At 40.7% G+C, this 22536-nt stretch carries 21 protein-coding genes and 1 pseudogene; 10 read left to right on the top strand and 12 right to left on the bottom strand.

Going from position 1 to position 22536, the window contains the following annotated elements; all coding sequences use genetic code 11:
* Window position 1: 1 nt before the first annotated feature.
* The 6 genes from Aba26S_RS05000 to ppsA all read right to left on the bottom strand — a co-directional run bounded on the left by Aba26S_RS05000 (window position 2) and on the right by ppsA (window position 7513).
* Window positions 2–331, bottom strand: a complete 330-nt coding sequence (locus tag Aba26S_RS05000; protein WP_005242336.1) for a cytochrome o ubiquinol oxidase subunit IV — start codon at window positions 329–331, stop codon at window positions 2–4.
* Complete coding sequence (gene cyoC / locus Aba26S_RS04995; protein WP_005242334.1) at window positions 331–951, bottom strand: cytochrome o ubiquinol oxidase subunit III; 621 nt, start codon at window positions 949–951, stop codon at window positions 331–333. Before cyoC ends, Aba26S_RS05000 begins: the two co-directional genes overlap by 1 nt.
* Before the next feature lie 4 nt (window positions 952–955).
* The gene (gene cyoB, locus Aba26S_RS04990; protein ID WP_043970428.1) at window positions 956–2947 is read right to left on the bottom strand and encodes a cytochrome o ubiquinol oxidase subunit I; all 1992 of its coding nucleotides are present in this window, start codon (window positions 2945–2947) and stop codon (window positions 956–958) included.
* Between the two features lie 3 nt (window positions 2948–2950).
* The gene (gene cyoA, locus Aba26S_RS04985) at window positions 2951–4006 is read right to left on the bottom strand and encodes a ubiquinol oxidase subunit II (RefSeq protein WP_005242332.1); all 1056 of its coding nucleotides are present in this window, start codon (window positions 4004–4006) and stop codon (window positions 2951–2953) included.
* 298 nt (window positions 4007–4304) lie between these two features.
* A complete protein-coding gene (locus Aba26S_RS04980) occupies window positions 4305–5066 on the bottom strand; it encodes an RDD family protein (RefSeq protein WP_043970426.1) in 762 nt (253 codons plus the stop codon).
* A 68-nt stretch (window positions 5067–5134) separates the two neighbouring features.
* Window positions 5135–7513, bottom strand: coding sequence for a phosphoenolpyruvate synthase (ppsA, locus tag Aba26S_RS04975; RefSeq protein ID WP_043970423.1), 2379 nt, complete (start codon window positions 7511–7513; stop codon window positions 5135–5137).
* A gap of 158 nt (window positions 7514–7671) precedes the next feature.
* Between ppsA and Aba26S_RS04970 the strand changes: the two genes are divergently transcribed.
* Window positions 7672–8508, top strand: coding sequence for a pyruvate, water dikinase regulatory protein (locus tag Aba26S_RS04970; RefSeq protein WP_005242327.1), 837 nt, complete (start codon window positions 7672–7674; stop codon window positions 8506–8508).
* A gap of 274 nt (window positions 8509–8782) precedes the next feature.
* A complete protein-coding gene (locus tag Aba26S_RS04965; protein ID WP_043970550.1) occupies window positions 8783–10861 on the top strand; it encodes a GGDEF domain-containing phosphodiesterase in 2079 nt (692 codons plus the stop codon).
* Between the two features lie 72 nt (window positions 10862–10933).
* On the opposite strand, the gene Aba26S_RS04960 is transcribed toward Aba26S_RS04965, so the two are convergent.
* Window positions 10934–11935: an LLM class flavin-dependent oxidoreductase gene (locus Aba26S_RS04960; protein WP_171248921.1), complete on the bottom strand. Its 1002-nt coding sequence runs from the start codon at window positions 11933–11935 to the stop codon at window positions 10934–10936.
* Window positions 11936–12073: 138 nt separating this feature from the next.
* Window positions 12074–12586, bottom strand: coding sequence for a hypothetical protein (locus Aba26S_RS04955; RefSeq protein WP_043970420.1), 513 nt, complete (start codon window positions 12584–12586; stop codon window positions 12074–12076).
* 245 nt (window positions 12587–12831) lie between these two features.
* Here Aba26S_RS04955 and Aba26S_RS04950 point away from each other — a divergent pair, with 245 nt between their 5' ends.
* Window positions 12832–13545 carry a pseudouridine synthase gene (locus Aba26S_RS04950; RefSeq protein ID WP_043970418.1) on the top strand — a complete coding sequence of 238 codons (714 nt, stop codon included), beginning with the start codon at window positions 12832–12834 and terminating at the stop codon, window positions 13543–13545.
* Here Aba26S_RS04950 and Aba26S_RS04945 read toward each other — a convergent pair whose 3' ends face one another.
* The 3 genes from Aba26S_RS04945 to Aba26S_RS04935 all read right to left on the bottom strand — a co-directional run bounded on the left by Aba26S_RS04945 (window position 13546) and on the right by Aba26S_RS04935 (window position 15413).
* Entirely contained in the window at window positions 13546–13989 is a 444-nt protein-coding gene (locus Aba26S_RS04945; protein ID WP_005242317.1) for a GNAT family N-acetyltransferase, read from the bottom strand. It lies immediately after the preceding gene.
* Between the two features lie 97 nt (window positions 13990–14086).
* Complete coding sequence (locus Aba26S_RS04940; protein WP_043970416.1) at window positions 14087–14395, bottom strand: type II toxin-antitoxin system RelB/DinJ family antitoxin; 309 nt, start codon at window positions 14393–14395, stop codon at window positions 14087–14089.
* A gap of 61 nt (window positions 14396–14456) precedes the next feature.
* Window positions 14457–15413 carry a pseudouridine synthase gene (locus tag Aba26S_RS04935; RefSeq protein WP_043970414.1) on the bottom strand — a complete coding sequence of 319 codons (957 nt, stop codon included), beginning with the start codon at window positions 15411–15413 and terminating at the stop codon, window positions 14457–14459.
* A gap of 115 nt (window positions 15414–15528) precedes the next feature.
* Here Aba26S_RS04935 and tsaE point away from each other — a divergent pair, with 115 nt between their 5' ends.
* The 7 genes and pseudogenes from tsaE to Aba26S_RS04900 all read left to right on the top strand — a co-directional run bounded on the left by tsaE (window position 15529) and on the right by Aba26S_RS04900 (window position 21785).
* Window positions 15529–16005: a tRNA (adenosine(37)-N6)-threonylcarbamoyltransferase complex ATPase subunit type 1 TsaE gene (gene tsaE, locus Aba26S_RS04930; protein WP_005242311.1), complete on the top strand. Its 477-nt coding sequence runs from the start codon at window positions 15529–15531 to the stop codon at window positions 16003–16005.
* The gene (mutL, locus tag Aba26S_RS04925; RefSeq protein WP_043970412.1) at window positions 15995–17965 is read left to right on the top strand and encodes a DNA mismatch repair endonuclease MutL; all 1971 of its coding nucleotides are present in this window, start codon (window positions 15995–15997) and stop codon (window positions 17963–17965) included. Before tsaE ends, mutL begins: the two co-directional genes overlap by 11 nt.
* A gap of 6 nt (window positions 17966–17971) precedes the next feature.
* Entirely contained in the window at window positions 17972–18916 is a 945-nt protein-coding gene (gene miaA, locus Aba26S_RS04920) for a tRNA (adenosine(37)-N6)-dimethylallyltransferase MiaA (protein WP_043970410.1), read from the top strand.
* Window positions 18917–19008: 92 nt separating this feature from the next.
* Complete coding sequence (hfq, locus tag Aba26S_RS04915) at window positions 19009–19521, top strand: RNA chaperone Hfq (RefSeq protein WP_005242305.1); 513 nt, start codon at window positions 19009–19011, stop codon at window positions 19519–19521.
* An 80-nt stretch (window positions 19522–19601) separates the two neighbouring features.
* Window positions 19602–20459: an EamA family transporter gene (locus Aba26S_RS04910; RefSeq protein ID WP_043970408.1), complete on the top strand. Its 858-nt coding sequence runs from the start codon at window positions 19602–19604 to the stop codon at window positions 20457–20459.
* A gap of 33 nt (window positions 20460–20492) precedes the next feature.
* The gene (locus tag Aba26S_RS04905; RefSeq protein ID WP_043970405.1) at window positions 20493–21080 is read left to right on the top strand and encodes a TetR/AcrR family transcriptional regulator; all 588 of its coding nucleotides are present in this window, start codon (window positions 20493–20495) and stop codon (window positions 21078–21080) included.
* Window positions 21081–21158: 78 nt separating this feature from the next.
* Window positions 21159–21785: pseudogene (locus Aba26S_RS04900) on the top strand (NAD(P)H-dependent oxidoreductase).
* A gap of 62 nt (window positions 21786–21847) precedes the next feature.
* Here the strand turns inward: Aba26S_RS04900 and nfsB are convergent.
* Window positions 21848–22501 carry an oxygen-insensitive NAD(P)H nitroreductase gene (gene nfsB / locus Aba26S_RS04895; RefSeq protein WP_043970404.1) on the bottom strand — a complete coding sequence of 218 codons (654 nt, stop codon included), beginning with the start codon at window positions 22499–22501 and terminating at the stop codon, window positions 21848–21850.
* Between the last annotated feature and the right edge of the window lie 35 nt (window positions 22502–22536).

Below are 22536 nucleotides of genomic sequence, written 5' to 3'. Positions count from 1 at the left end.
TTTAGATCATCATGTTGTAGTGTAGGTAATTCATAATCCACACAGAGCCGACCAAGAGTACGGCAATACATAAAATTGTGTAGATAAATGCAATAAGGTTCCAACGTTGTTCAGATGATGTATTCATGTGTAAGAAGTACACAAGTTGTACAAGTACCTGAGCAACAGCAGTAATTGCAATTACTGTAACTAAAACGCCACGGCTGAAACCACCCGACATCACCATCCCGAAGGGGATGATGGTGAGGATAACAGAAAGGATAAATCCAACAGTGTATTGTTTAAAGTTACCGTGTGACGCACCTGCAGCATTATGGTCATGACTACTCATTAGAGAACTCCCAGTAAGTAAACGACGCTGAATACACAGATCCAAACGATGTCAAGGAAGTGCCAGAACAAGCTTAAGCAAGCAAGACGACGTGTATTCGGTAAGGTCAAACCATTCTTTTTGATTTGATACATCAATACCAACATCCACACTAAACCAGAAGTTACGTGGATACCGTGTGTACCAACCAAAGTAAAGAACGATGATAAGAATGCACTGTGAGTAGGGCCATGACCTTCATGTACAAGGTGACGGAACTCATAGATTTCCATACCAATGAACGATGCACCGAAAAGGAATGTAATGAATAACCAAGTGATGACTTGATTTACATTCTTTTTATAAGATGCAAGTACAGCAAAACCAAATGTTACCGATGAGATCAATAAGGCAAATGTTTCAGTTAAGACGAAGCCTAATGAATCATGGAACAGGTCATATGCACTTGGGGTTCCTGGCGGGATATGACTGCTTAATACAGCGAACGCAATGAAGAGTGATCCGAAAAGAATCAAGTCACTCATCAAGTATGTCCAGAAACCAAAGACCGTTAAGTCCGTATCATCATGTTCATGATGACCATCGTGGCCGTGGTTGTCGTGATGAAGTACTTCAGCCATTTCCTTAGTCCTTCTTCAAGTGTTTTTCAAGTAAAGCATAGCGTTCGTTTTCAATACGCTCAACTTCAGCAGCAGGAACGTAGTAGTCAACATTCTTGGTGAATGAACTCACGATCAAGCTAACAACAGCTGAAACGAATGAAACAACAACAAGCCACCAAATATGCCAGATAAGTGCAAAGCCAAGTAATGTAATGAACATTGCAATGACAAAACCAGCAGCACGATCAGTCGGCATGTGGATGTCTTCATATTTAGTGTTACGTGCGTATGCTACACCATTTTCTTTGTCAGTCCAGAAACGATCAACACCGCTAGCTTCCGGTACATGTGCAAAGTTATAGAATGGGGCAGGAGATGACGTTGCCCATTCAAGGGTACGGCTATCCCACGGATCGCCAGTATGGTCCATGTTGTCCTTACGTTGTAAGAAACCAACGATGATTTGCATCAAGAAGCAGGCAATACCAATCGCAACAAGAACAGCACCAAACAATGCAATTGCCAAGTACGGATCCCATTCTGGGTTGTCATATGTATTCAAACGACGTGTCATACCCATGAAACCAAGGATATAAAGTGGCATGAATGCAAAGTAAAAACCGAAGAACCAGAACCAGAATGCAACTTTACCCCATGCTTCATTGAGCTTCCAACCAAACATTTTTGGCCAGTAGAAGATGATGCCGGCAAACATACCAAACACCACACCACCGATAATTACGTTATGGAAGTGAGCGATCAAGAACAATGAGTTGTGTACAAGGAAGTCCGCAGGTGGAACAGCCATAAGTACGCCAGTTAAACCACCAATACCAAATGTTACCAGGAAGCCAAGCGTCCATAACATAGGAGTAGTAAAGGTGATGCGACCTTTATACATTGTGAATAACCAAGAGAAGATTTTCACACCTGTTGGAATCGCAATAACCATGGTCATGATACCGAAGAACGCATTAACGTTCGCACCAGCACCCATGGTGAAGAAGTGGTGAAGCCATACAACGAACGCAAGAACAGTAATCGCAATCGTTGCATACACCATAGATTTATAACCGAACAACGCTTTACGAGAGAAGGTTGCAACGATTTCTGAGTATAGACCAAATGCTGGCAATACCAAGATATATACTTCAGGGTGACCCCATGTCCAGATCAAGTTCACGTAAAGCATTGGGCTACCGCCAAGCTCATTGGTGAAGAAATGGAAACCGAAGTAACGGTCAAGTGTAAGCATTGCAAGCGTACCTGTTAATACAGGGAATGATGCAATGATTAATACAGCCGTACACAGTGAAGTCCACGTGAAAATAGGCATGTCCATCAATTTCATGCCAGGCGCACGCATCTTGATGATGGTAACAAAGAAGTTAACACCAGATAAAAGCGTACCTAGACCAGAAACCTGAAGTGCCCAGATATAGTAGTCAACACCTACACCAGGAGAATATTGAATGCCAGATAGAGGAGGGTAAGCCATCCAACCAGTCGCAGCAAATTCACCCAATACAAGTGAAAGCATCATCAAACCAGCAGCGCCTGCGAATAACCAGAAGCTTAAAGAGTTTAATAATGGGAAAGCAACGTCACGAGCACCAATCTGTAAAGGTACAGAGATGTTCATCATACCTACAACGAGACCCATGGCCACGAAGAAGATCATGATTACACCGTGCGCGGTGAAGATCTGGTCGTAGTGGTCAGGATGTAAGTAACCTTCGCCGCCGCCTTTCGCGAGGAAAAGTTGTAGACGCATCATGATCGCATCGGCGAAACCACGCAGAAGCATGACCACAGATACGATGATATACATGATACCAATCTTTTTATGGTCTACAGTGATAAACCACTCATTCCACAAATATCCCCATTTCTTGAAATAGGTGATACCGCCCAAAACAGCAATTGCACCAAGTGCCATAAAGACCATGGTGACAAGTACAAGGGGTTCAGTCGGGATAGAATCCCACCCCAATTTACCAAAAATCATATCCATGTCTTATTCCCCTTGAGCAGCGTGTTCTGCTGCAGCATGAGTTTCTGCTGTTGCATTATGTCCAGCAGAATGGTCAGCACCGTGATAGTTACTCATATAATGGTTGATGATTGTTTCAAACAATTTTGGCTCAACTGATGAGTAATAAGTCACTGGGTGTGGCTTAGTCGGGAACGGTTTCATCGCTTCAGCTTTAGCAAGTGCTTCTTGATCACCAGCAGCTTTAGCACGATTCACTAAATGTTCGATCTGATGCTTAGAACGATCGCCATCTTTAAGCGTTGCTAACTCAGCTTGGTCAAGTGTGCCTTTTTGAATTGCTTCAGGGTTGATACTTGTACCATTACCAGCTTTAACTGCTTCTACCCATTGTGCAAATTCTGGCTCAGTCACGCTATGTGCTTTAAAGCGCATTTGTGAGAAACCGTAACCTGAATAGTTTGCTGAGAAACCACGGAAAACTCCTGGCTCATCGGCTAATAGATGAAGGTGAGTTTGCATACCAGCCATTGCGTAAATCTGACCGCCTAACTGTGGGATGAAGAACGAGTTCATCGTAAAGTTAGAAGTGATTTTAAAGCTTACTGGTGTTTGTTCTGGGAAGCGTACTTCGTTTACCGTTGCAATGTTTTGCTCAGGATAGATAAAAATCCATTTGAACTGTTCAGCGACAGCTTGAATAGTCAATGGTGCTTTATCTGATTCTAACGGACGGTAAGGGTCGTACTTGTGGGAACCCCACCAAGTTAACCAAGCTAAAATACCAATAATAATGACAGGTACGCCCCATACAACAATTTCAATTGCCGTAGAGTGTGCCCAAGTAGGTTTATAGTCTGCATCTTTATTCGACGCGCGATATTTCCAACCAAACCATAATGCCATGACGATTGATGGAATGACCACCAATAGCATTAGATAGATCGCAGTCATCATCAAGTTACTTTGACCTTGACCAACTGGACCTTTATTGTTTAGAAGTACCATATCACCACCGCACCCAGTTAAGAGTGCAGCCATCGTTGATAAAGACAATACAGCTAAAATCGTTTGTCTCATTTTACAACCTCGGTGAAGAGTCCCATTCCCTAATTAAATTATGGGATAGCGATTAAAGTGTCGCGTGATTGATAAGAATTGTATAAAAAATGCTTAGCAATCACGCGACACCGCTACGTTGTTGGGCATTATGCCTCATATTGAAAAACTAAGCTACTGATAAAGTGGTCTGAACTGCTTGTTTTAAAACCCGATTTATCTTGTAGGGATTGTTGTTTCGGTACATTTTTTTTCTATAGATATCAATTTAATATATAAAAAAAGAGGAATAAATCCTCTTTTGTTTATTGATTTGTGATTACTGCTTAATTACCTTGGTTTTTGCCAATTTATCGTGCAAAGTTTGACGATTTTTAGTAAATGCGAATAAAGCATAATCAATCACGGTAATGATTGGGATTAGAAGAAGGTTAAGAATAATGAAGAGCACACTTCTTACCCAGAAGGCCCGAATTGTGCTGACTGGCGCAGCGGTTTCTACATCTACAATTTTAATCTTGGCGATTTTTTTACCTAGGCTCTGGCCTGATTTTGCAATGAAAAATGCTTGGATCATGAGCATAATAATCAGGTAAGTAAAGATCATTATCCATGCTTCACTTGGAATTAACTGCATCAGTTGGTGCTGTAATTCTACTGCTTTATCCGATGCAATTTGGGTTGCTTGCATCTGTTTTTGAATCTCGAATAATTCTTGATATTGGCTTTCATTAAAAAAGAAAGATGGAATTGAGGCCATTGGTAGCCATAAGATTAAATCAAAAACCTTTGCCAATGCACGAGAGTGAAAAGGGGCTAGTTCAGGTGCTTTCTGTTCGACTTTGATTTTGTAAGTTGGTTCATTCGTTTCAGTTTTAACTTGAGCACTAAAAGGAGAGTAACCTACAGGTTCGTAGACAAGTTTGCCTTGTGTTAGTTCGCCAAGTGTTTTCCATTCGGCCATGCCTTCATGCCAAGCTAAATCGGTCAATAAAACTTGTTGACTAGCAAGCATCTGGTTCACTTGTTCTAAACTATAAGGTCCTGCTTGTTGATTGTTACGAGCCAAGTAAATTTGCATAATTTAAAAATCTCAATTACGAAAGATGAAAAAAGACCCTGCAAAGGAGGGTCTTTTTCTAAAAAAGACTAGGCTTGCTTGATTTGTTCTTCAGCAAGGAAGAACCATGTATCAAGTACTGAGTCAGGGTTAAGTGACACAGATTCAATCCCTTGTTCCATAAGCCATTTAGCAAGGTCAGGGTGATCCGAAGGACCTTGACCACAAATACCGACATATTTGCCTGCTTTACGGCAAGCATGAATGGCCATAGAAAGCAGCGCTTTAACTGCTGGATCACGCTCATCGAATAAGTGAGACACGATACCAGAGTCGCGGTCTAGACCTAGTGTTAATTGTGTTAAGTCATTTGAGCCGATAGAGAAGCCATCGAAATGTTCAAGAAATTGCTCAGCCAATAATGCATTGGTTGGAAGTTCACACATCATAATGACTTTAAGACCATTTTCACCACGTTTTAAACCATTTAGAGCAAGCAACTCAATCACACGTTTTGCTTCAGAAACAGTACGAACAAATGGGATCATGATTTGAATGTTAGTTAAGCCCATTTCATCACGTGCTTTTTTCAAGGCACGGCATTCAAGCTCAAAACAATCACGGAAGTTGTCAGAAACATAACGACTTGCTCCGCGGAAGCCCAACATTGGGTTTTCTTCTTCAGGTTCGTATAACTTACCACCGATCAAATTCGCATATTCATTCGATTTGAAGTCCGACATACGTACAATCACCGGCTTGTCTGCAAATGCAGCTGCAAGTGTAGAGATACCTTCAACCAACTTTTCAACATAGAATTCAACTGGTGAAGAGTAACCCGCTGTACGTGCCATAACAGCAGCACGTGTTTCACGTGGCAAGCTTTCAATATTCAATAATGCTTTTGGATGTACGCCGATCATACGGTTAATGATGAACTCAAGACGTGCTAGACCAATCCCTTCATTTGGAATTTGAGCAAAGTCAAATGCGCGGTCAGGGTTACCGACGTTCATCATAATCTTGAATGGTAGTGATGGCATTGAGTGAATCGAGTTACGTTGAACTTCGAAATCTAATGCACCTTCATAGATGAAACCTGTATCACCCTCAGCACAAGAAACAGTCACTTCTTGACCGTCTGAAAGGACTTCGGTGGCATTACCACAACCTACGATTGCTGGAACACCTAATTCACGTGCAATAATGGCAGCGTGACACGTACGACCACCACGGTTAGTGACAATCGCAGCAGCACGTTTCATGACGGGTTCCCAGTCTGGGTCAGTCATGTCAGAGACAAGTACATCACCGTCTTGAACCTTATCCATTTCTTTAATTGAAGTCACAACGCGAACTTTACCAGAACCAATACGTTGGCCAATTGAACGACCTTCACAAATCACGGTGCCGCGTTGTTTTAACAGGTAGCGTTCCATTGTGCCGACATTTTGACGGCTTTTTACAGTTTCAGGACGTGCTTGAACGATATAGATTTGACCATCATCGCCATCTTTTGCCCATTCAATGTCCATTGGCGAGCCATAATGTTGCTCAATGATCAAGGCTTGTTTAGCCAATTCATGTAATTCATGATCATTGAGTGCAAATTGTTGACGTTCTTGCTTTTCAACATCAACCACAACCACAGATTTACCTGCCGCACCTTCTTCACCATAAATCATTTTTTGGTGTTTAGAACCGAGGTTACGACGTAAAACAGAGTGTTTACCTGCATTTAAGAGCGGTTTAGATAAATAGAATTCGTCAGGGTTAACTGCACCTTGCACCACCATTTCACCTAGACCGTAAGATGCGGTGATAAATACCACATCACGGAAACCTGATTCTGTATCTAGCGTGAACATAACACCCGCAGCGCCAGTTTCTGAGCGAACCATACGTTGTACGCCAGCAGAAAGAGCGACAACACTATGTTCAAAGCCTTGGTGTACACGGTAAGCAATGGCGCGGTCATTATAAAGAGAAGCAAAAACCTCTTTAATCGCGATCAGAATATTATCGATCCCACGAATGTTGAGGAAAGTTTCTTGCTGACCTGCGAAAGACGCATCGGGTAAATCTTCAGCAGTCGCAGAAGAACGAACTGCAACGGCAATGTCTGGGTTACCGTTTGAAAGTGCTGCAAATGCATCACGAATTTCTTGTTCTAAAGTTGCAGTGAGCGGAGTATCAACAATCCATTGACGGATTTTTGCACCGGTTTCAGCAAGTGTAATTACATCATCAACATTAAGCTGAGAAAGTTCAGCTTGAATACGAGCGTTTAAGCCGCTTTGATCTAAGAACTCACGATAGGCAGCAGCAGTTGTTGCAAAGCCACCCGGTACCGATACACCAGCATTGGATAAATGACTGATCATTTCACCCAGAGATGAGTTTTTCCCACCTACGAGTTCGACATCGTGTTTTCCTAATTTTTCCAGACCGATTACGCGCGCTTCCAAAGTATTTACTCCACTTTTTTTGCAGTATGAATGACCATCATTGGTATGAAATTATACAAAAGTGCTTAGATTTAGTATTTTACTAAGCGACAGTCATGTTAGATGAGTTTACTATAAAGATTATAGAGCACTAAGACAAATGTTTAAGGAGAATTTTGATGCCCGTAAGTAAAGAAATTAAACGGAGCGTTTTTTTTATTTCAGATGGTACCGCAATTACCGCAGAAACCCTTGGACATTCACTACTTGCGCAATTTCCGAATGTTGATTTTGACATTCATATTATGCCTTATATCACCACAGAAGAAGCCGCAATGAATGTGGTGGTGGAGATCAATGCTTGTCAATCTCGAGATGGCTCTTTACCACTGGTTTTTGATACGTTGGTTGATCCGCATGTCCGTGAAATTATTAACACGGCCAAGGCTGTAAATCTTGATGTATTTGAAGGATTAATTAGTAAACTAGAACAGGAAATCGGGATCCCGCCAACAACTCTAGTTGGACAAACCCACGCAGTAACTGATTCAGAATATTATAAAGCACGTATCGATGCCGTTCATTTCGCACTGGATAATGATGATGGAGCAAGAACGCGCCATTATGATAAAGCCGATATCATTTTAATTGGCGTGTCTCGTTCGGGGAAGACACCAACTTCGATTTATTTGTCACTGCAATTTGGTGTGCGTGTTGCGAACTATCCTTTGACCGAGGAAGACTTGGATGATAACCGCTTGCCTAAAGTACTACGCGAACATAAAAATAAACTTTTTGGTTTAATGATTGATGCCGAACGTTTGGTGGCAATTCGTAATGAGCGTAAGGCGAATAGTCGTTATGCTAGCTTTAGCCAATGCCAAATGGAGTTGCGCGCCATTGAGGGGATTTACATCTCTGAGGGAATTAAATATTTAAATGTAACTGAAATGTCGATTGAAGAAATTTCAACACGTGTTTTACAAATGACGGGTTTAAAGCGTCGTATTGGTTAAGTGGATCAGGCAGTCTAAAAATGTCTGTTAGACTGCCTCAAAACTATCTTAGTCAGATTTAAAATTTGTATGGAAATACTATTTACTAATAAATTTTTGATATTAAACAATAAATAAAAATGGTTGGCCAGTCATATAGCAGGTGATAATTTGACTGCATTTCTGCTATAATATTGTGACTTATATCTCATTTTATTTCTTGTTGTTGGTGCTCTATGGCTTTTATTGCGACTGAATATCTTGATCGAAAGAGTTCTGTTTGGAACAGAAGTCTGTGAATCTCGCGTTCCCTTTTCACTCCAACCACCAAATGAGTGAAGTTCAGCAAAACATTTATAACAGTATTCCGAGTCTGGTCTGGTTGCTTTCAGAGCAAGGTGATGCCTATTTTTTTAATAGTGTCAGCCAAGAATATATCGGCTTTAACAATCTAGCGCATTTTGCAGAAAATTGGGTGGATTTAATTCATTCTGATGATATTTCACTGCTCCGTAATGAATGGGAGCATGCTTTTTGTTCGCGCTTACCTTTTCAACTCGAATGCCGCCTGAAACATCGATCAGGTTCGTACCGCTGGTTCTCATTGTCTGCAAAGTTTTTGAACGCTGAAGTTGAGGGTCAAGGCTATTGGTTTGTTAACAGTGTTGATATTCATGAAACCAAACAATATCAACAAAATCTTGTGAAGTGTATTAATGCGCAAACCAGTATGCTGGATAATAGTATTGACTGTATCAAATTATTAGAAGCAGATGGCTCATTATTACATGTCAATAAAACAGGCTGTATCGCACTTAATATCCAAGAAAATAATCATCGATTTGGCATGAAATGGGCTGAACTTTTGCCTTTAGAAATGCGTTCTAAAGCAACTTATGCCTTGAAAACAGCACTCAAAGGAAAAACGGCTCGCTTTCGTGGAATGAGTGGCGAGAGCACAGAGCGGCAATATTGGGATAATTTGCTGACACCTATATTAAATGATCAGGGGCAGATTGAGCAGGTCTTATGTTTGTCGCGGGATATAACGACACAGAGGCAAACGGAAATACAGCTCCGCTTGTCTAGTGAACTAGATGAATTAACGGGGCTTTATAATCGTCGTTTTTTGAAACGCCAGTTGAAACGTGCCCTACATCGACATAAAAAAGATGAAAAACTGGTTGGCTTGATGTTACTGGATCTGGATTACTTCAAGCACATCAATGATACGCTGGGGCACTCAGCAGGTGATCATTTACTGCGTATTCTATCTAAACGTATCGAAAATATTTTGCCAGAAAATACCTTTGTTGCCCGTTTGGGCGGAGATGAGTTCGCAATTGTCGTGAATGGTATTGATACCGAAGCAGAACTTGAAAAAGTGGCTATAGATGTGAGTCGACAGCTAGATGCACCCATTACTTATGCGGGAAGTTTAATTAACGGTAGCATGAGTATCGGTTGTGCGATTTATCCGCGTGATGCCAAAGACTCTTCAAATTTAATGAAGTGTGCGGATACAGCTTTAAATGATTTGAAAGCTGCCGGTCGTGGTGGTTTCCGTATGTTTAATCCGCAAATGCAGATCGCGGCACAGAATATTGCCATTCAATTGAATGAGGCACGACATATTATCCGTGATGGCCTAATGGTTCCCTATTACCAACCTAAGGTGCGGTTATCAGATGCGAAAGTTGTGGGTTTTGAAGCATTACTGCGTTGGCAAACAGAGGATCAATGTATTCATTCGCCTCATAAAATAGAACAGGCTTTTCAAGACTATTCATTAGCGACGAAAATTAGTGATGCAATTCAAAATAAAGTGTTTAAAGACATTGCCATGTGGATTGAACAAGGATTAGATGTTGTTCCTGTGTCAATCAATGCAGCACCAGTCGAATTCTTGAAAGATAATTATGCTGAGCGTTTATTGCAGCGTTTGAATTTATATAAAATTCCGCACCATCTGGTAGAAATTGAAATTACTGAACATATCTTGGATGACCGTGGTTCTGATTATGTGATTCGGGCATTAAATTTATTAAAACAGCAAGGTGTTAAAATTGCGTTAGATGATTTTGGTACAGGTCACTCATCTTTAACTCGCTTACGTGATTATCCAGTGGACTGTCTGAAAATTGATTGTGATTTTATTCGTCAAATGAACGAAGATGATGCAATTTTAGCAATCGTTCAGGCCATTATTGCCTTAGGGCCGAAGTTGTCTTTGGATATTGTTGCTGAAGGTATTGAAAATATTAAACAGCTTGAATTACTCAAATCGTCTGGATGCTCGATTGGGCAGGGGTATTTATTTAGTGCTGCGGTGAATATACAACAAGCCACAGCAATGCTTCAACATGGCGTATGAGTGGTATCACTTCAATAATAAAAATTAAATAACAAGGCTTATCATATTAAGCCTTGTATTTAGGTGAGGTGCTTAGTGAGCTTTAAGATCCATCAAGAGACTAAAATTTTCTAAACGTTTTTCTGTATCGTAAATATCACAGGTAAAAATAAACTCATCAACATCATATTGTGCTGCAATTTTATTTAAACCCGCTTGTACTGTAGCTTGAGAGCCAATTTGTGCCATGGCATAAAAATTCTGAATAGCCAATTGCTCAGCACTTGTTGCAAGCCCTTGAGTTGAGTCAATCGGTGGTTTGAGCTTTAAACTATGACCACGAATCAGATTTAAAATACGTTGATAAGAACTGGTCGCTAAATATTGAGCCTCCGCATCTGTTGCCGCGACTACGGTTGGCACTCCCATGGAAACATAAGGTTTGTCCAGATATTCAGACGCCTGGAAATTATCACGATAAATTTCGATTGCTTGGCCTAACATTCTTGGGGCAAAGTGTGAGGCAAAAGAATAGGGCAGCCCGAGCCTAGCTGCCAGTTGTGCGCTAAATAAACTTGAACCGAGTAGCCAAACTGGGACATGGGTGTTTTGACCTGGTGTCGCAATAATTCTTTGGTTGGCCTGTGGTGCTTTAAAGTATTGCAAAATTTCCGCTACATCCTGAGGAAATTGATCTTCAGTTTCCTGATGGCCACGTCGCAGGGCACGCATGGTCATTTGATCTGTTCCGGGTGCACGACCTAAACCGAGTTCAAAACGGTTTGGATAAAGTGTTGCCAAGGTTCCGAATTGCTCTGCTACAACCAGAGGAGCGTGATTTGGAAGCATGATACCGCCTGAACCTAGACGGATGTGCTGCGTATTTGCGGCAATAAAGCCCAATAAAACAGCAGTTGCAGAACTGGCAATCCCATCCATATTATGATGTTCAGCCAGCCAGAATCGCTCATAGCCTAATTTTTCAGCATGTTGTGCGAGTTCTAGTGCATGTCGCAGTGAAAACTCGATACTTTTGTCATCCCGAACTGGTGCAAGTTCAAGTATAGAGAATTTTATATCTTGTAGTGATTTCATCATTGATTCTCAAAACCATATATCGAAATAATACGATATAAGTTGAGTTTTGTATATCGTTTTTGATCGATATATTGTGTTGTTGCTATAAAAAAAGCGCCCGAAGGCGCTAAAAGGGTAACTTGTTGTTCTGTTAATTTAGCGATCTTTATACCAACCACGGTGGCGACCATTATCATGGCGATCCTCATAGCGGGAATTGTAATAACGGCGGTCATCATAATGGCGGCGGTTTTCATAACGGCGATCATAGCGACGGTCATCATAACGGCGGTCAGCATCACGATCCTGACCAACTTTTTGGCCTAAAGCTGAACCACCTGCAGCACCTAAAGCGGCGCCAATATAACCACCATTTGTGCCTCCCATATTACGGCCAACAGTATAGCCCCCAACACCACCTAAGCCGCCACCAATCGCGGCTTCTGTGCGGTCACGTCGGTTACTGGATGCGGCTGCACCACCTGCACCACCCAAAGCAGAACCAATCATGGCGCCTGTATTACCACCTAGTTGTTTACCTAACGCGGTACCCACTACACTGCCTAAAGCGGAAGTTGCGGCTACACGAGCTGTATTATCTGCATGTGCCACAGTCATCATCGATGATGCTGCAAGAACCACGCTACATAACCACAGATTTGATTTCATGGTGAAACTCCTTGTCCATTCTTTTGGACAGTATTCTTTTGCTTGCGATAAATGTAACAAGAGATTTGAGTGAAAATATGGAGTGCAATCTCTGGATTGAGAGAGTTTGAGGAGGTTTTTGTATGGCTTATATTACAAGTGTAGAAATTGTGAATAAATTATAAAAATAAAGAATGAATACGCAACAAACAACGGTGCACGTGCGAATCGAGTACAATAGCTGCAGTTTAAATTGGGGTACATATATGCTGCTGGAAAAAATTTTGCAATCACAAGGCTTTGGTTCACGTAAGTATTGCCAGCAGTTAATAAAAAATGGGTCTGTCCAGATCGATCAGCAGGTTTGTAATAATCCGAAGCAGAATATTGCGACAGATCAACTTTGTTTTCAGGTCTTTGGTGAAGAATATCAATATCGCGAACACGTTTATATTGTCTTAAATAAACCTCAAGGGTATGAGTGTTCGCATCAAGCCACACATCATAAGAGTGTATTCAGTTTATTGCCAGAGATTCTGATTCATCGTGGTATTCAATGTGTAGGACGCTTGGATCAAGATACTACAGGGCTATTATTGCTGACGGATGATGGTCAATATTTACAGGCATTGACTCATCCACGTAAACATGTACCTAAGGTTTATCATGTCAGCACTGCTGATCCTGTCACAGCTGAACAGCAAATGAGACTAGAGCGGGGAGTTGAGCTGCGGAATGAAAAAGGTATTTACGCGGCAACAGATGTGCAGCTTTTTTCAACCCATCAACTGGCGATGACCATTCATCAAGGCGTCTACCACCAAGTCAAAAGAATGCTTGCCGCTGTTGGTAATAAAGTTGAAGCTTTACATCGTCACCAGATAGGCTCACTCGAATTGCCTGAATTGTTACAAGGTGAATGGATGTATTTAAGCGATGAGCAAAAGCAGCTGAGCCAAAATATCTTGGGAGAAGATTAATTACTTAAGGAAGCAGTGATAGGTCTTGAATTCACTGTCCTGAATAAATCCCATTTGTTCATAAAGACGATGGGATTGATAGTTATTTTTCTGGGTTTCTAGACTGATGCGTTGAGCATTTTCATGCCGCGCAAATAGAATTGCAGTATCAATGAGTTGTTTGGCGGCGCCTTGTTTACGGTAGGATGGTGTCACATAGACATCATCAAGGATGTAATAGGTTTCACAAGCAACAGAAGAAAAGGCGAGATAAAGCAAGACAAAGCCCGTAAAGACGTCATCTTTTACATGAATGAAAATGACACTGTCTTTATTGTCAAAGCGGTGCTTTAAAAACTGATAAGATTGTTCAATATTTGATGATGCTCCGTAGAACTGACGATATTCGTCAAACAAGACAGCAAGTTGATGTAGATCTTCTTTTGTGGCTCGCTTAACAATCATTCCTACACATCCTTACACTTATAATTTTATTCGGACTGTCAGAATAACCAAAAAAATTCAGCTGAAAAATAAAAACTTGTTTGTAAATGCAACATTGTTAAGTTTTGTCACTTTCACCGAGCAGTGCATTCAATTCTTCAAACAAATCTTCATGATCATCTTCAATCTCGGTCGCTGATAGATTTTCAGTATTAGCCACGGCCTTGGATTTACGCAGTTTGAGTAACTGTTCCATGTTGATGTTTTGGTTTTCGATCGTAAAAGGGATCGACTTGGTCAATACCACTTGTTTGAAGAAAAGGCGAACAGCCTGAGCAGGGGAGATCCCCAACTGTTTAAATACAGCAAAGGCTTGCTTCTTTTCCTGTGAATCGAGGCGAACCTGATAAACTTCTGTTTTTCGCATGAAGAATGTAACCACATATTTTTAGTTATCGTCATGTATTTTAAACCATTGCAATGTAATTTCAATATTTTTGAAGCGAAAAAATAGATTTTTTGTCATTACGTTGTGGTGGCAATGCAAGTTCAAAGTGAGAACTAAAATGCATTTGCCGTTTGAAAACCGGATCAAAAAATTGAATTTCTTTGGCAAGTAATTGTAAAGGATGACTAAAATCATCTTCTGTTTTATGTTCAATATTTGGATAAAATGAATCATTAAGTATTGGAATACCTAGATAATTTAAATGAACACGTAATTGATGTTGTTTGCCCGTTTTAGGCATTAGTTGATATTTGGCGTAGTCTTGATTATGTTCCAATAGTTCGATCAAGGTTTCTGTATTATTTGCTTTTTCTTGATTAATTTGCATGGTGTAAAAAGGCTGGCCTTTTTCTAAATGCAGCTGCAAATTTTTGGGAAAATCTAGTTCAGGGCGATAGGCAGCAATTGCGTGATAGATTTTTTGTACTTTTCTTTCGGCAAAAAGTTGTTGATAGGTGCCTCTTGAGCTTGCTTTTTTACAGAATAGAACCACACCTGCTGTTTCGCGATCCAGTCGATGAATGGGGGTAAGATCTGCATAGCCCGTCTGTTTTTTAAGTCGGACTAACAGGGTTTCTTGTACATATTGTCCTGTTGGACTCATGGTCAAAAAATGCGGTTTATCGACTACAAGTAGTTCATCATTTTCAAATAAAATTTTATGCTGAAACGGTACATGAATTTCATGGGCCAGAAAACGATAATAAAAAATATGAGTATTGGGTGTGTAAAGACTATCTAACTGGAGTTTGAGTCCATCTGCCGCATAAATCAGCCCATCGGCAAAACGCTGTTGCCATTCATTGATCTGAATATGTGGAAACTGCTGGCAGAGATAATCAAAAACGGTATGTGCAGCAACATCATTGGGTAAAAAGACTTTACTGGCACTGACGCCATTGAGTAGCGGTGGCGTAAATTCAATGATTGATGACATACAGCGATATCGACTCGGTAAACGGTGTAAAAAAAGTCAGTCTAAAAGGACTTTATTAGGCTTTAAAGCAGGGCAATGTTATCATAGCTGCCATTCCAATTTTGTTTTATTTGCCATGTCGTATTCAGTGAAATTTACTCTAAATCATGAACAAGACACTCAGCGTTTTGCGCAGATCCTCTCTGAACAGGTGCACTCAGGCATTATTTATTTAATTGGTGATCTAGGAGCTGGGAAAACTACATTTACCCGTTATTTTCTACAAAACTTAGGACATCAAGGTTCGGTAAAAAGTCCAACTTATACCTTGGTTGAACCTTATACCATCCATGGCAAAGAAATTTTTCATTTTGACCTGTATCGTTTGAATGATCCTTATGAATTAGAATTGATGGGAATCCGTGATTACTTAGATGTAGCAGATGCGCTATTTTTATTTGAATGGCCATCGAAAGGTGGTGATGAAATTCCAAAACCCGATATTGTGATTGATATGCAAAAATCGGAAGATGAACTGACTCGATTCGTGACTTTAACTACCCAGTCTGAATCTTTATCTCAAAGTTTGCAGGAACAATTGAATGGCGCATGATTCAACCCGTCGTATTCATACCCTTGATGCTGCTTTAGCCAACCAGATCGCTGCGGGTGAAGTAATTGAACGTCCATCATCAGTCGTTAAAGAGTTATTAGAAAACTCAATTGATGCGGGTGCAACCGAACTGATTATTCGTGTGGCACAAGGCGGTTCGACCTTGATAGAAATCATTGATAACGGTAATGGTATTCATCCGGATGATTTATCTTTGGCCGTGATGCGCCATGCCACCAGTAAAATTCAAACAGCAGATGATTTACATGCGATTGTAAGTTTGGGATTCCGTGGAGAGGCTTTGGCTTCGATTGCAGCGGTATCACGCTTGACTCTCACGAGTAGTCAAGACGAGCAGGGCGTGGGCTACCAGGTGGAAGTGAATGGTACCGCATTTGATCATCAGCAGATTCAAGCGGTGGCTGCACAAAAAGGCACACATATTCGTGTCCAAGATCTATTTTTTAATGTACCCGCACGCCGTAAATTCTTAAAAAAACCGACGACAGAATTTAATCATATTGAAGAAATTGTACGTCGTTTGGCTTTAACACATTTCGATATTCGTTTTGTATTGGAGCATAATGACAATATCCGTTTAAATCTGCCAGTGGCGGACAGTGGCGAACTACGCTATCAGCGCGTACAACAATTGTTGGGTCAAGCATTCATCCAAAATGCCTACTGGATTGATGCTGAAAGTATCAATATGCGTTTATCTGGCTGGTTGGGGCATCCTTCTGATGCCCGTGCGCAGGCAGACTTGCAGTATGTCTATGTGAATGGTCGTATTGTCAAAGACAAAACCATTTCGCATGCGTTACGTATGGCCTATGAGGGAATCTTGCATGGGCACCAGCATTCCTCTTATTTATTGTTTTTAGAAGTTGATCCTGAAAATATTGATGTCAATGTGCATCCGACCAAGCATGAAATTCGGTTTTTGAACCAGCGTGAAGTGCATGAGTTTGTACGCCATTATGCCAAAGCTACTCTATCGCAATTTCAGACAGCAACTGCAGATCTGGCACAAGCCATGAAAACAGATGAGGCCACAACAGAAAATTTTAATTATCAGCCTCAACCCAAATACCAAGAACAATTCAGTTTACATCGTGCGGCAGTCGAAGCAGAACCAGAATTAAATGAACAGGTTGCTGTGTCGACAGATTTATTGACTGAGTTTAATCAAAGTCGTCCACAAGCGGTGCAGTATAATTCAGCACCACAAGAGCCGCGTTATAATGGCTCTGCGCAGTTGAATAATGCACTCAAAACCTATCTGGCGCCTTTGCGTGAAGAGCAAATCCCCTCAGCTCCCTTTGATAAAGGAGAAGCTATAGATGATCAAACGATGCCTTCTCGTGTGGATGAGTTCCCGTTGGGGATTGCGATTGCACAACTGCATGGTATCTATATTTTGGCGCAAAATACCGAAGGCTTGATCATTGTGGATATGCATGCCGCACATGAACGTATTTTGTTGCAACAAATGAAGTCGGCATGGGATAAACCGGAATTTTGGATCTCACAGCAGTTGCTGATTCCAAAAGTGGTTTCCATTACCCGTATGCAGGCCACCCGTGTAGAAGATTTACAACCACAATTGCAGCGTTTGGGTTTGGAGATTGACCAGTATGGCGATGAGCAGGTGATTGTGCGTGGTGTACCTGCGATTTTGCATAAAGCTGATTTTGGAAACTTAGTTCCTGAATTATTAAATGATCTTGATCCAAATGATGAGGCACGAGGTTTATTACAAAAACGTGATGAATTGCTTGCAGGTATGGCCTGTCATGGTGCTGTGCGCGCCCATCGCCAGTTAAGCCTTTCTGAAATGAATGCTTTATTGCGTCAAATGGAACAGACAGAATTTGCCAGCCAATGTAATCATGGGCGTCCAACTTGGCGAGCATTTCCACTTCATCAATTAGATAAATTATTTGCTCGAGGAGAGTAGTTTTACATGTCAAATCAATTGCCCGTCATCAATTTAATGGGGCCTACCGCAAGTGGTAAAACAGCATTGGCATGTGAGCTGTATGAGCGCGGTAATTTTGAACTGATTTCGGTTGATTCCGCTTTGGTGTATAAAGATATGGATATTGGTACGGCAAAGCCAACCAAAGCAGAGCAGCAACAATATCCGCATCATTTGATTGATATTATTACGCCTTTAGAGGTGTATTCAGCAGCACAATTTGTGGAAGACGTATGCCCACTGATTGATGATATGCATGCACGCGGCAAAACCCCGATTTTAGTGGGGGGAACTATGCTGTATTTTAAAGCCTTGCTTGAAGGTTTAGCGAGTAATTTACCCAATGCTGATCAAGGTATACGGGATGAGATTATTGCTAAAGCTGATCTTGAGGGGTGGCAAGCGGTTTATGATGAGTTGGCTGCAGTTGATCCTGTGGCAGGGCTAAAATTTAAAGTGTCGGACAAACAACGCATTATTCGTGCACTTGAAGTTTATCGAATTACCGGTCAGCCGATAACAAAACTACAAGCTGAGCAGCCTAAAAATCAACCATATCGTTACACATTTCATAACTACGCTTTGATGCCTGATCGTTTAGAATTACATCAACGCATTGAGCAAAGATTGAGCAAAATGTGGAGTATTGGTTTTTTAAATGAAGTAGAGGAATTAATTAAAAAATACGATTTAAATGATAATTTACCGTCTATGCGGTCTGTTGGTTATCGTCAAGCATTGGATTTTTTATTAAAAAGTGATTTAAGTCTCGAAAATAAACTAGAAATGGAGAATAAAGCCCTTTTTGCGACGAGGCAATTAGCCAAACGTCAATACACATGGTTACGTTCTTTGCAAGAATTACACGATTTTAAAACTTACGTGACGATAAAGCAGGCGAAAGAAGACTTGCGAAACTTCTTTGGATAAAGCAAAATTCGCAGGCTGTCTTTTTATAATTTTTAGTTGAAAAATAAAGATAGTTTTTTTGCGCTGATTTAAAAATTTTTTTGGAGTTAAAAATGTCTAAAGGTCAAACTTTACAAGATCCGTTCTTAAATTCTCTCCGTAAAGAACGTATTCCAGTTTCTATTTTCCTTGTAAACGGTATCAAATTGCAGGGTCATATTGAGTCATTTGACCAATATGTTGTTTTATTAAAAAACACTGTAAGTCAAATGGTTTATAAACACGCAATTTCTACAGTTGTTCCTGCGCGTAATCCACGCCCAGCTGGTGCTCAAGGTGCTGCAGGTGGCTTCCCAGCTCAAGGTGCAGCAGGCGGCTTTGGCGGTCAAGGTTCTACTGGTGGCTTCGGTGGTCAAGGTGGCTTTGGTGGTCAAGGTGGCGGCTTCGGTGGTCAAGGTGGTTTCGGTGGTCAAGGTGGCTTCGGCGGTCAAGGTGGCTTCGGCGGTCAAGGTGGTGGCTTCGGTGGTCAAGGTGGCTTCGGTGGTCAAGGTGGCTTTGGTCATCAAGGTGGCTTCGACGGCGAAACTAAATTTGAAGATGGTCAAGAAGACGAAAATAATCGTTAATTGATCAATGATCTTTAATCAAATGCCAGTCTCTGCGTAGACTGGCATTTTTTTGTCTTTAAAAAGCTAGAATAAATATTATGGAAATGATTGTTGCTGCGGCATGTTGTAGTGTACTTGTCTCGATCTTGCTGAAATATTTGAAAGCGAAAGGATTTGATGTTTTTCAAATGATCGCGTGGAACTATTTGAGCGCCAGTCTTTTATGTTTTTATTGGTTTAAACCTGATATCACGCATATATCTTTAAATAATACCCCATGGTGGTTGATCCTTATTCTTGCGGTGTTATTGCCCAGTATATTTTTATGTTTAGCCAAATCTTTGCAATTTGCAGGCATCCTCAAAACTGAAATTGCGCAACGCTTAGCCGAGATACTGTCGTTATTAGCGGCCTATTTTATTTTTGGCGAACAGTTTAGCCAGTTAAAATTAATAGGTGTAGCACTCGGGATTATTGCGATTTTAGCGATCATTATTGGACAGGCCACAGAGCAAGCAAGTAAAGGCATAAATTTAAAATCAGCCTTGTTTTTGTTGAGTGTCTGGGCCGGTTATGCTGCAGTTGATGTACTACTCAAATATAGCAGTAGCTTAGGTTTGCAGTTCGCAGTCACGCTGAATTTAACATTTATTGTGGCTTTCGTTTTTTCGATTGCGTATATCGCAATTACTCAGCCGAACTGGCAGCCTAAAAACATTTTTATGGGTTTGTTTTTGGGTGTGCTAAATTTCGCCAATATCGCTTTATATGTCAAGGCCCATATGGTTTTTAAAGAAACGCCAGCGATTGTTTTTGCAGGTATGAATATTCTTGTCGTGGTACTTGGCGTTCTTAGTGGCGTAGTAGTATTTAAAGAACGCTTAAAAGCCTATACCTGGATTGGATTGATCTGTGGTGTGGTTGCAGTCCTGTGTTTAGCCAAAGCAATGATGTAAAGCGATTTGGTTGAATTTGATGGAAGTAAAATTATGACTGGTAAGAGACTAAGTAAGGAAGAGCGCAGACAACAATTGTTGCAGGTGGCCCGTTCAATTATTCGAACTCAGGGTGTAGAAGCCCTAACTCTGGGGTATTTAGCAGAGCAAGCTGGTATTACTAAGCCAATTGCATATCGACATTTTATTGACCGCGAAGGGTTACTGATTTCGATTTATCAGGAGTTTGATGATAAACAAACTGCAGAGCTTAATCGGTCTTTAGCTACTGAAGCAAAAACCTTACAGCAAACCATTCATATTTTTTGCGACGCTTATTTAAGTTGTTTTATCTCAACGGGTCCAGAGGTTGGATTGGTGATTGCGGCTTTGTCTGGTAGTGATATCTTGCAAAACTATTTTCAGCACTGTCAGCAAAAATTCACAGAAATTTTTAAACAAAGTATGCATCCATTTATTCAATTGGATGGAAAAGAGGGTGAGGCGATCGTGATCGCGATCATGGGTCTGATTGAAACGGTATCGACAGCAGCAAGTAAAAATCAAATTGATGCACTGACTGCACAGCAGGTGATGGAAAATTCACTTTTAGTTATTTTACAAGATTATTCAGCGACCTAAATACAGGCATTAAAAACCGAGTTGACAGTATAAGTTACTATTGGTAACTTGTGTGAATCATCTATTCGGAATAGATTTATGTCTAATTCAAATAAACTCCAGCATGCTTTGATTGTCATAACGCATCCAGATACACAATCACTTTCTCATCAGATTGCATAGTATATTTCTCATGATTTAACTGATAAGGGAGTTTCAGTAGAAATTGCCGATTTATATAAGGAAGGTTTTCAAGCTTTGATGACGCTTTCTGATATTGAAGCTTATCGTGGTCGTCAAGCTTTGGATGCAGATGTTCAATTTGAACAAGCACGATTTGATCGCGCGGATGTTGTCTATTTTATTTTTCCTGTGTATTGGTGGTCGGTTCCTGCTTTCTTAAAGGGCTGGTTTGAACGTGTATTTAGTCAGGACTGGGCCTATAAATACGATGAACAGGGAAATCTATTGGGTACTCTAAAAAATATTCCAGTTAAACTGATTGGGACTGCGACAGGGACGCAATCTGGATATGATCGGCACGGTTATACGCAAGCGATTCACAAACAAATCGTGGAAGGTATTTTTGCCTATTGTGGGATTGATGATGTCCAAACCTCGATGCTATTTAAAGCAGATTTTATTCAGGCCGATGATCTGAAGGTCTTCTTTGAAGAATTAGACCAGACTGTTTTAAGTCAATCTCAAATCAATACGAATGCGTAATGCTAAGCCCTAATAATAAGGTTTAACTAGTTATTATTAGGGCGTTCATTCAATAAGTTCTGTTATAGGCGAGTAAAAACCACTTCATCTGGTAGTCGTGATTTTGGCAGTTTGGCATTGAAATCACTGTCGCTGCGATAACCGAGTGCAACAATTACAGAGGCTTTTAAGCCTTTTTCAGCCAAACCAAATTCTTTATTTATGAGTTCTCTATCAAACCCTTCCATAGGTGTTGCATCGATTCCTTCTAGACCCGCAGCAAAAAGCAGTTGTCCAAGTGCAAGGTAGGTCTGGTTTTCCATCCATGCCGGAAGATTTTTCAGTTCATTACGATAGAATTCAACATAACCAGAACGGGTAGCACGTTGTCCTTGTTTGGCAGTTTCATCTTTAAAGCGACCACTGGCATCATCTTGCTGTAATAATTGTTCTAAGTATTCAGCAGAAATATCGGTACGCGTGCAAAATACTAAGGTATGTGAAGAATTGAGAACTTTGGCCGCGTTATACACATAGTTGCCAGTCAATGCCGATGTAATACGCTGCTTTGCTTGATCAGATTCAGCAACCAAGAAGTGCCAAGGTTGAATATTTACCGAAGAAGGGCTGAAACGTAAAATTTCGAGTAGTTTTTCAAATTGTGCCTGAGGAATTTTTTTCTCTGCATCATAAGCTTTTGTGGCGTAACGTGTTTTTGCCGTAGCTAAAGTATCCATCCGTCATTTACTCGATTTTAAAATTTAATTTATTT

The sequence above is a fragment of the Acinetobacter sp. NBRC 110496 genome, from assembly GCF_000876115.1.
Classification (GTDB): domain Bacteria; phylum Pseudomonadota; class Gammaproteobacteria; order Pseudomonadales; family Moraxellaceae; genus Acinetobacter.
The sequence above is the reverse complement of the archived record's forward strand: the minus strand, read 5'-3'. Positions and strand labels throughout refer to the sequence as shown.

Bases quoted from the DNA above. Each gene is read 5' to 3' on its own strand.
- Aba26S_RS05000 (WP_005242336.1), bottom strand. From the start codon at position 331: ATGAGTAGTCATGACCATAATGCTGCAGGTGCGTCACACGGTAACTTT.
- cyoC (WP_005242334.1), bottom strand. From the start codon at position 951: ATGGCTGAAGTACTTCATCACGACAACCACGGCCACGATGGTCATCAT.
- cyoB (WP_043970428.1), bottom strand. From the start codon at position 2,947: ATGGATATGATTTTTGGTAAATTGGGGTGGGATTCTATCCCGACTGAA.
- cyoA (WP_005242332.1), bottom strand. From the start codon at position 4,006: ATGAGACAAACGATTTTAGCTGTATTGTCTTTATCAACGATGGCTGCA.
- Aba26S_RS04980 (WP_043970426.1), bottom strand. From the start codon at position 5,066: ATGCAAATTTACTTGGCTCGTAACAATCAACAAGCAGGACCTTATAGT.
- Aba26S_RS04970 (WP_005242327.1), top strand. From the start codon at position 7,672: ATGCCCGTAAGTAAAGAAATTAAACGGAGCGTTTTTTTTATTTCAGAT.
- Aba26S_RS04960 (WP_171248921.1), bottom strand. From the start codon at position 11,935: ATGAAATCACTACAAGATATAAAATTCTCTATACTTGAACTTGCACCA.
- Aba26S_RS04955 (WP_043970420.1), bottom strand. From the start codon at position 12,586: ATGAAATCAAATCTGTGGTTATGTAGCGTGGTTCTTGCAGCATCATCG.
- Aba26S_RS04950 (WP_043970418.1), top strand. From the start codon at position 12,832: ATGCTGCTGGAAAAAATTTTGCAATCACAAGGCTTTGGTTCACGTAAG.
- Aba26S_RS04945 (WP_005242317.1), bottom strand. From the start codon at position 13,989: ATGATTGTTAAGCGAGCCACAAAAGAAGATCTACATCAACTTGCTGTC.
- Aba26S_RS04940 (WP_043970416.1), bottom strand. From the start codon at position 14,395: ATGCGAAAAACAGAAGTTTATCAGGTTCGCCTCGATTCACAGGAAAAG.
- Aba26S_RS04935 (WP_043970414.1), bottom strand. From the start codon at position 15,413: ATGTCATCAATCATTGAATTTACGCCACCGCTACTCAATGGCGTCAGT.
- tsaE (WP_005242311.1), top strand. From the start codon at position 15,529: ATGTCGTATTCAGTGAAATTTACTCTAAATCATGAACAAGACACTCAG.
- mutL (WP_043970412.1), top strand. From the start codon at position 15,995: ATGGCGCATGATTCAACCCGTCGTATTCATACCCTTGATGCTGCTTTA.
- miaA (WP_043970410.1), top strand. From the start codon at position 17,972: ATGTCAAATCAATTGCCCGTCATCAATTTAATGGGGCCTACCGCAAGT.
- hfq (WP_005242305.1), top strand. From the start codon at position 19,009: ATGTCTAAAGGTCAAACTTTACAAGATCCGTTCTTAAATTCTCTCCGT.
- Aba26S_RS04910 (WP_043970408.1), top strand. From the start codon at position 19,602: ATGGAAATGATTGTTGCTGCGGCATGTTGTAGTGTACTTGTCTCGATC.
- Aba26S_RS04905 (WP_043970405.1), top strand. From the start codon at position 20,493: ATGACTGGTAAGAGACTAAGTAAGGAAGAGCGCAGACAACAATTGTTG.
- nfsB (WP_043970404.1), bottom strand. From the start codon at position 22,501: ATGGATACTTTAGCTACGGCAAAAACACGTTACGCCACAAAAGCTTAT.